The following is a 7800-nucleotide window of genomic DNA, read 5'->3' on the forward strand; positions in this document are numbered from 1 at the left end:
AACGTCCAGAAACGGCCCCACGCAGTGCAAACGAGGGCCGATACTGACAAATCGCGCAAATGCCGTTAGTCGCCGCCCCCCACGATGGATTAAAGTAACGCCCCCAGCCCCGGCGTTATCCGAACGCCCCGGCCACCCCCTTTCCAGGAACAGTCACCGATGGAACATCGTGAAGCGCTGCTGGCGCTGCGAACCTTTCTTTCAACGCAGATTCTCGGCCAGGAAAAACTCATCGAGCGTTTGCTCATCGCCCTGCTCGCCGACGGCCATATGCTGGTCGAGGGCGCTCCCGGTCTGGCCAAGACCAAAGCGATCAAAGAACTCGCCGAGGGCATCGAAGCCCAGTTCCATCGAATTCAGTTCACCCCCGACCTGCTGCCGGCTGACATCACCGGCACCGAAATCTACCGTCCGGAAACCGGCAGTTTCGTGTTCCAGCAAGGGCCGATCTTTCACAACCTGGTGCTCGCCGACGAAATCAACCGCGCGCCGGCCAAGGTGCAATCGGCCTTGCTCGAAGCGATGGCCGAGCGTCAGGTCAGCGTCGGGCGCAGCACCTATGAGCTGTCGCCGCTGTTTCTGGTGATGGCCACGCAGAACCCGATCGAACAGGAAGGCACCTATCCGTTGCCGGAAGCCCAGCTCGACCGTTTCCTCATGCACGTCAAGATCGGCTTCCCCGACGCCGCTGTCGAACGGCGCATCCTCCAGCAGGCGCGTGGCGAGGCGTTGAACGGCGAGACCAAGCCCGAGCGCCGGGTCAGCCAGCAGGCGATTTTCGCCGCGCGCAAGGAAATCCTTGGTTTGTACATGGCCGACGCCGTGGAGGAATACCTGGTGCAACTGGTCATGGCCACGCGCAACCCGGCCAAGTTTGATCCGGAAATGGCCGAATGGATCGCTTACGGTGCCAGTCCGCGCGGTTCGATTGCCCTCGATCGCTGCGCCCGCGCCCACGCTTGGCTGGCCGGTCGCGACTTCGTTAGCCCGGAAGACATTCAGGCCGTGCTGTTCGACGTGTTGCGCCACCGCATCATTCTGTCGTTCGAAGCCGAAGCCGCTGGCATCGATCAGGATCGCGTGGTGCAGCGGATTCTCGACGTCGTCGCCGTCGCTTGACCCCCATGAACGCCGCCCTGCCCTCCGAACCCGGTATCCGCATCAGCCTCGCCGAGCTGATCGAGATGCGTCACCGCGTGCGCGAGGTGCAACTGTTTTCTACGCCGAGTCAGCGCAGCCCGCTGATCGGCCTGCATCATTCGAAATTCCGTGGCCGTGGCGTCGACTTCGATCAGGTGCGGGTCTATCAGGCCGGTGACGACGTGCGCACCATCGACTGGCGCGTCACCGCGCGCACGCAGGAGCCGCATACCAAGCTGTTCCACGAAGAGCGCGAGCGACCGATTTTCATCATGGTCGAGCAAAGCACGCGGTTGTTTTTCGGCTCGGGGCTGATGTTCAAGTCGGTGCTGGCGGCGCAGGTCGCGGCGTTGATCGGCTGGGCCGCGCTGGGGCACAACGACCGCGTCGGCGGATTGGTGTTCGGCGACAACGAGCACTACGAAATCAAGCCTCGCCGGAGCAAGCAGAGCCTGCTGCAATTGCTCAACCGGCTGGTCAAGGTCAATCAGTCGCTGCACAGCGAGCGCGAGCCGGATCGCGATGCCTTCGGCGTGGCCCTTCGCCGCGCGCGGGAAGTGCTGCGCCCGGGCAGTCTGGCCATCGTTATTTGCGATGAGCGCGCGTTGTCCGACAGCGCCGAGCAGCAATTGAGTCTGCTGGCGCGGCATTGTGATCTCCTGATGTTGCCGCTGTCCGATCCACTCGATCACGCCCTGCCCGCCGCCGGCCTGCTGCGCTTCGCCGAACGTGGCGCGCAACTGGAGATCGACACGCTGAACTTCGACCTGCGCCAGACCTACCGCGCCCAGGCCGAAGCGCGCATCGCTCGCTGGGAGCTGCTCGCACAAAAGCTGCGGGTGTTGCTGATGCCGCTGAGCACGCAGAGCGAAATGGTCGAGCAGATGCGCGAGTTCCTTAACCCGCAGCGTCCGGGGAAAGGTCGATGAACGGCCTCGAACAACTGCAACCGCTGATCTCGCCGCCGCCGATCGCCTTCTGGCCGCCGGCGCCCGGCTGGTGGCTGCTGCTTCTGCTGTTGCCGCTGCTGGGTTTTGCCGTGTGGAAGCTGCGCCGCTTCATTCCGATGAAGAAACGCCCGGTGGTGCGCGCCGAGCAGCCGCTGGATCCGGTGCGCATCGCCGCGCTCGCCGAACTGGCGCAAATGCCCAAACCCTACGACGGTGCACCAGCCGGCGCTTGGCTGCAACAACTCAACGGCCTGCTCAAACGCCTGTGCCGCAACCACTATCCGTACAGCCAGAGCCACACCCTCAACGGCCGCAAATGGCTGGCCTTCCTCGATAACCGCTGCCCCGCTGCCGGCCTGACGCGCTGGATGGTGCTGGTTGAAGGCGCGTACAAACCGGAATGCAAACTCGACGACAAAGCCATCGCCGGCCTGACCCAAGCGGTCGACACGTGGATTCGCAAACATGTTTGAGTTCGCCTGGCCTTGGATCTTTGTGCTGTTGCCGCTGCCGTGGCTGATGCGTCTGATCCTGCCGGTGGCCGACAGCGGCGAGCCGGCATTGAAAGTGAGTTTCCTCGCCGACCTCGAAGGCCTCGCCCGCCGCCGCGCCCGCGCCAACTTGCCGGCGTGGCGGCAGCAGGCGCCGTTTATCTTGCTGTGGCTGATCTTGCTGATCGCCGCCGCGCGCCCGCAATGGCTCGGCGAACCGCTGCCGATTGCCGCCAGTGGCCGTGATCTGCTGGTGGCGGTGGACGTGTCCGGTTCGATGGATTTTCCCGACATGCAATGGCAGGACGAAGAAGTCAGTCGTCTGTCGCTGGTGCAGCACTTGCTCGGCGATTTCCTCGAAAGCCGCGACGGCGATCGCGTCGGTCTGATCCTGTTCGGCAGTCAGGCCTACCTGCAAGCGCCGCTGACCTTCGATCGGCGCACCGTGCGCGTCTGGCTCGACGAGGCGCGGATCGGCATCGCTGGCAAAAACACCGCGATCGGCGATGCCATCGGTCTGGCCCTGAAACGCCTGCGTCTGCGCCCGGCGCAAAGTCGCGTGCTGATTCTGGTCACCGACGGCGCCAACAACGGCGGCGAAATCAATCCGCTGACCGCCGCAAAACTGGCCGCCAGCGAAGGCGTCAGAATCTATCCGATCGGCATCGGCGCCAATCCCGAGGACAGCGGCTCGACCGGCCTGCTCGGGGTCAATCCGAGCCTCGATCTGGATGAGCCGGCACTCAAGGCCATCGCCGAAATCACCGGCGGCCAGTACTTCCGCGCCCATGACGGCAAAGAGCTGCAAGCGATCAAGGACACCCTCGATCAGCTCGAACCGGTGACTCAGCAACCGACTCAGGCACGCCCGGCGCAAGCCTTGTATCACTGGCCGCTGGCGCTGGCGCTGTGGTTGAGTCTGTTGCTGGTCGTCCGCGAACTGTGGCCGGACAATCCGCTGCTACGCCTGTTTACCAAACAACTGTATTTACAAAGTCCGCTGCCGGACTGGCGTGAGCGCTTGCAGCGTTTGCGCCTACGGAGGCGCCGATGATCGCGCTCTGGCCGCACTGGTTCCGCCCTTGGTGGCTGCTGCTGTTGCCGCTGCTCGGCTGGCTGCTCTGGCAACTCTGGCACCGGCAGAAACGCGCCGGGCGCTGGCAGATGATTCTGCCGCCGGCATTTCACGCTGCGCTGCTCAGTGGCGGCAGCGGTCGCCAGAGCAAACTGCCGTGGATCGCCCTAGGCGTGGCGTGGTTGCTGACCATTCTGGCCTTGCTCGGGCCGAGCTGGGAGCGCGTCGAACAGACCAGCCAGAAACCCGCCGATCCGCTGGTAGTCGTGCTCGAACTGACCCCGGAGATGCTCGCCACCGACTCGCCGCCGACGCGTCTGGAACAGGCGCGGCGCAAGCTGTTCGACCTGTTGCAGGCGCGCAGCGATGCGCAGACCGCCATCGTCGTTTATGCCGGCAGCGCGCACACGCTGGTGCCGCTGTCGGATGATCTGGCAACCAGTCGCAACCTGCTCGACGCGCTCAAGCCATCGCTGATGCCGGAAGCCGGCCACCGCGCCGATCTGGCCGTGGACGAGGCGCTGGCGTTGCTCAAGCAAGGTGCGCTGGGACAGGGACGGATTCTGTTGATCGGTTCGTCGCTCAATGAAGAGGAACGGCGCGGCATTCGCCGTGCGCTCAATGGCGAGTCCACGCAACTGCTGATGCTCGGCATCGGCACCGCTGAAGGTGCGCCGATTGCCCAGGAAGACGGCAGTTTCCTCAAGGACGAGCAAGGCGCGATCCGCGTGCCGCAACTCGACAGCCCTGGTCTCGCGACTTTCCTCAACAGCGTGGGCGGCGAGTATCACCCGGCGCGTCTTGACGAAGCTGATCTTGGCGCTCTTGGCCTGCTCAACGGCCCGCGCAGCCTGCGCGACGACGGCCAGACCGTGCGCTTGGATACTTGGGCCGATCAGGGTTACTGGCTGCTGTTGCCGTTGCTGTTGCTGGCTGCGTGTGCCGGGCGCCGTGGCTGGCTGTTCTGCCTGCCGCTGCTGTGGTGCCTGCCGCAACCGAGCTACGCTTTCGACTTCGAAGACTTGTGGTTGCGACCCGACCAGCAAGGTTTGCACCTGCTCAAGCAGAAACGCCCGGCCGAAGCCGCGCAGCATTTTGACGATCATCAATGGCAAGGGGTGGCGTTGTACGAGGCCGGCGACTACAGTGGCGCCGCTCAGCGTTTTGCCGAGGGCAGCGATGCCCGCGCCCACTACAATCGTGGCAACGCCCTGGCCAAAAGCGGTGAGCTGGAAGCAGCAATCGACGCCTACGAACAGGCGCTGGAACTGCAACCGGATCTACGTCCGGCGCAGACCAACAAGGCGCTGGTGGAAAACCTGCTGAAGCAGAAAAACGCCCCGCCGCCGCCCGAACCGGACAACCAGCCGAACGAACAAAGTCTGCCCGGCGATGAGCCATCGCCCACTACCGCGCCCCCTCCGGCGGTGAGCAGTGAAACCCAGAGCGAGGCGCAACCGGCCGAGTCGGCCAGCGAACCGCCGCCAACCGCCCCGCCGCTGCCCGGCCCCAATGAAATCCCCGGCAGCAACGAGGAAGAGGAAACCGACACGGTGCCGACCCTGCGCCCGAGCGAGAACAACCTCGAAGGCGAGCAGCGTCAGGCGCTCGAACAATGGCTGGGCAAGATCCCGGACGACCCGGGCGAACTGCTCAGGCGCAAATTCTGGTACGAACAGCAACAACATCAGGATCAGGAAAACAATCGATGACCCGCTTCACCGCTCTCTTGCTGCCCCTGCTGATCTGCACGGCCACCGCTCAGGCGGCCGAGCTGACCGCCAGCGTGGATCGCAGTCGCCTGAACTCCGGCGAGACGGTCGAGCTCACCCTCGAAACTGACGACGTCACCCAGTTCGGCAAGCCCGATCTGTCGGCGCTGGAAGCGCTGTTCGAAGTGCGCGGCACGCGCCAGGTCAACCAGCTCAACACCCTCAACGGCGACAACCGCGCGACCACACGCTGGATCATCACCCTGCTGCCGAAAGAAAACGGCAGCGTCGTGATTCCGCCGCTGCAACTGGGCGAAGCACAGAGCCAGCCGATCACCGTGCAGGTGATCGCCAGCGACAACCGCGAAGACAACAACAGCCTCGATCCGGTGTTCATCGAAGCCAGCCTCGACCAGACCAGCGTCTACGTGCAGGCCCAGGCCATCCTGACTTTGCGCATTTATCACTCGGTTTCGCTGTACGACGACAGCAGCCTGAGCCCGCTGCAAATCGCCGATGCGCGCATCGAGCAGCTCGGCGACACGCGCACCTACGAGAAAGACATCAATGGCCTGCGCCACGGCGTGATCGAGATGCGCTACGCGATCTATCCGCAACACAGCGGTCTGCTGACAATCGCCCCGCAGACGTTCAGCGCCACGCTGGTCGATACCGCACCATCAGCAGACGCCTCGGGGCCGAAACCCGGCAAACTGATGCGCGTCAGCTCGGCGTCGATTCCGCTGACGGTCAAACCGAAACCGCTGACCTACCCGGTCGATGCACCATGGCTGCCGGCGCGCAACCTCAGCCTCAGCGAAAGCTGGAGCCCGGAACCGGATCACACTCAGGTCGGCGATTCCCTCACCCGCAGCCTGACCCTGAAAGTCGAAGGCCTCGCCAGCTCGCAACTGCCAGCCCTGCCCGCCACCGACGTCAACGGCCTGCGCCGCTACCCCGACCAACCGGTGCTGAGCAACCAGAGCAGCGACCGCGGGATCATCGGCAGCCGCGAAGAACGCGAAGCCCTGGTGCCAAGCCGCAGCGGCGCGATCGACCTGCCAACCGTCGACGTGGTCTGGTGGAACACCTTCGAAGACCACCTCGAACACAGCAGCCTGCCCGCGCGCACCCTGCAAGTGGCGAACAACCCCAGCCTGCAGATCGACACCCCGGCCGGCACCCTGCAACCGAGTACGCCCGACAACGACACCCTGTGGTGGTGGAAACTCAGCACCCTGATCCTCGCCTGCACCACTCTGCTCGGCTTCGGCCTCTGGTGGCGCGCCCGCTGGCAACCGGCAATCCACCGCGCCGCCCAAACCGGCCCGAGCCCACGCACCCTGCTAGACGACATCAAACGAGCCAGCCAGGCCAACGACCCCCACGCCACCCGCCAGGCGTTGGATGCGTGGGCGCGGCAACAGCCGGAGACACTGGCAGATATGGCCGCGCGGTTTGTGCCGTTATCGGACGCGTTGGATGGGCTGAACGGCGCGCTGTACAGCGAGACCGGGCAGCATTGGCAGGGTGAGGATTTGTGGCGGGCGATTCGAACGATTCCGGCGGCGGAACGGGTGCAGGATCCGGTGGGTGATAGTGGATTGCCGCCGCTTTATCCGAAGTAGATTTTGCTTTTAGATTGTGTCGCGAGTTTGATAATCGAATTTCATCTTTACTTGTTCGCCTTCGCGAGAAGACAGGACAAAGCATGTCCAAGGCTCGCCACGCGCGACTGCGTTCTCGTGCAGTTTTTCTACAAGCGCATAGACCTTCGAATGATTGAAATCAGTTTCAGCGTCCCAAATTTCGGAGCCATGTATTTCGACGGCGAGGTCGGACTCCATATAATTCCCTCCCCATTCGACACTGTACCGGAACGCGTCATAACCATGAACGACGCCTGATTCGATCAATTGGAAAATTTCCTGGACGATTTTAATGTCCTCAGTGGTCAATCTTCATTTCCCGTGGAAGAACCCATTTACCCTACTCCGTTGAGAAAGAAATAGATTGCGCACGGTTTCCATGTCCGCCTGAACGGCTTTCAGTTCCTCGCCATCGGCTCCCGCCTCAACCAGACTCTCTGGGCTGCACTGTTCGTACGTAAGGGTCAAAATATCCAACATGTCTGATGCGTAAAGGCTGTCCCCCAACTTCAAACCATGTCGGCTACCTTCCATATAAATGGCGGTTTGCAAAATTGCGTTCGGGCCGGGTGCGTCTTTGCGCATCAAGCGTTCCAGCTCATCCTGAGCATAGGCAAAAGCTTGCTCCGGACGAAACCCAAGCTCCTCCATCGCATGAAAATACAGCCCTTTGGCCATGGCTTTGGCCTGATTGAACAAGCTTTCAACCCGCATTTCTGTTCCCCCGGCGATTCCACCTGCTATCCAAAAATGAGGGCAGATTTATTTCCTTAAATAACTCTG

The 7800-nt window shown here is 62.9% G+C and carries 8 protein-coding genes; 6 read left to right on the forward strand and 2 right to left on the reverse strand.

Annotated elements, in window-relative coordinates:
* Window positions 1-159 precede the first annotated feature (159 nt).
* The 6 genes from AB4N41_RS23395 to AB4N41_RS23420 are packed head-to-tail and all read left to right on the forward strand — an operon-like array spanning window position 160 to window position 6996.
* Window positions 160-1119, forward strand: coding sequence for an AAA family ATPase (locus tag AB4N41_RS23395; protein ID WP_007913915.1), 960 nt, complete (start codon window positions 160-162; stop codon window positions 1117-1119).
* 5 nt (window positions 1120-1124) lie between these two features.
* Window positions 1125-2069: a DUF58 domain-containing protein gene (locus AB4N41_RS23400; protein WP_016774988.1), complete on the forward strand. Its 945-nt coding sequence runs from the start codon at window positions 1125-1127 to the stop codon at window positions 2067-2069.
* The gene (locus tag AB4N41_RS23405; RefSeq protein WP_042606790.1) at window positions 2066-2563 is read left to right on the forward strand and encodes a DUF4381 domain-containing protein; all 498 of its coding nucleotides are present in this window, start codon (window positions 2066-2068) and stop codon (window positions 2561-2563) included. Before AB4N41_RS23400 ends, AB4N41_RS23405 begins: the two co-directional genes overlap by 4 nt.
* Window positions 2556-3635 carry a vWA domain-containing protein gene (locus AB4N41_RS23410; RefSeq protein ID WP_252876438.1) on the forward strand — a complete coding sequence of 360 codons (1080 nt, stop codon included), beginning with the start codon at window positions 2556-2558 and terminating at the stop codon, window positions 3633-3635. Before AB4N41_RS23405 ends, AB4N41_RS23410 begins: the two co-directional genes overlap by 8 nt.
* On the forward strand, window positions 3632-5368 hold the full coding sequence (locus AB4N41_RS23415; protein ID WP_056789457.1) for a vWA domain-containing protein: 1737 nt from the start codon (window positions 3632-3634) through the stop codon (window positions 5366-5368). The genes AB4N41_RS23410 and AB4N41_RS23415 overlap by 4 nt, the downstream gene beginning before the upstream one ends.
* Window positions 5365-6996, forward strand: a complete 1632-nt coding sequence (locus AB4N41_RS23420) for a BatD family protein (RefSeq protein ID WP_252876439.1) — start codon at window positions 5365-5367, stop codon at window positions 6994-6996. The genes AB4N41_RS23415 and AB4N41_RS23420 overlap by 4 nt, the downstream gene beginning before the upstream one ends.
* Window positions 6997-7005: 9 nt before the next feature.
* Here the strand turns inward: AB4N41_RS23420 and AB4N41_RS23425 are convergent, their stop codons facing one another.
* Window positions 7006-7326: a hypothetical protein gene (locus tag AB4N41_RS23425; RefSeq protein WP_151550880.1), complete on the reverse strand. Its 321-nt coding sequence runs from the start codon at window positions 7324-7326 to the stop codon at window positions 7006-7008.
* 3 nt (window positions 7327-7329) lie between these two features.
* Complete coding sequence (locus tag AB4N41_RS23430; protein WP_252876440.1) at window positions 7330-7731, reverse strand: hypothetical protein; 402 nt, start codon at window positions 7729-7731, stop codon at window positions 7330-7332.
* Window positions 7732-7800: the final 69 nt, after the last annotated feature.

It is taken from the genome of Pseudomonas sp. S2_A10 (genome assembly GCF_054668465.1).

Coding starts and splice junctions, on each gene's coding strand:
- AB4N41_RS23395 (WP_007913915.1), top strand. CDS start 160: ATGGAACATCGTGAAGCGCTGCTGGCGCTGCGAACCTTTCTTTCAACG.
- AB4N41_RS23400 (WP_016774988.1), top strand. CDS start 1,125: ATGAACGCCGCCCTGCCCTCCGAACCCGGTATCCGCATCAGCCTCGCC.
- AB4N41_RS23405 (WP_042606790.1), top strand. CDS start 2,066: ATGAACGGCCTCGAACAACTGCAACCGCTGATCTCGCCGCCGCCGATC.
- AB4N41_RS23410 (WP_252876438.1), top strand. CDS start 2,556: ATGTTTGAGTTCGCCTGGCCTTGGATCTTTGTGCTGTTGCCGCTGCCG.
- AB4N41_RS23415 (WP_056789457.1), top strand. CDS start 3,632: ATGATCGCGCTCTGGCCGCACTGGTTCCGCCCTTGGTGGCTGCTGCTG.
- AB4N41_RS23420 (WP_252876439.1), top strand. CDS start 5,365: ATGACCCGCTTCACCGCTCTCTTGCTGCCCCTGCTGATCTGCACGGCC.
- AB4N41_RS23430 (WP_252876440.1), bottom strand. CDS start 7,731: ATGCGGGTTGAAAGCTTGTTCAATCAGGCCAAAGCCATGGCCAAAGGG.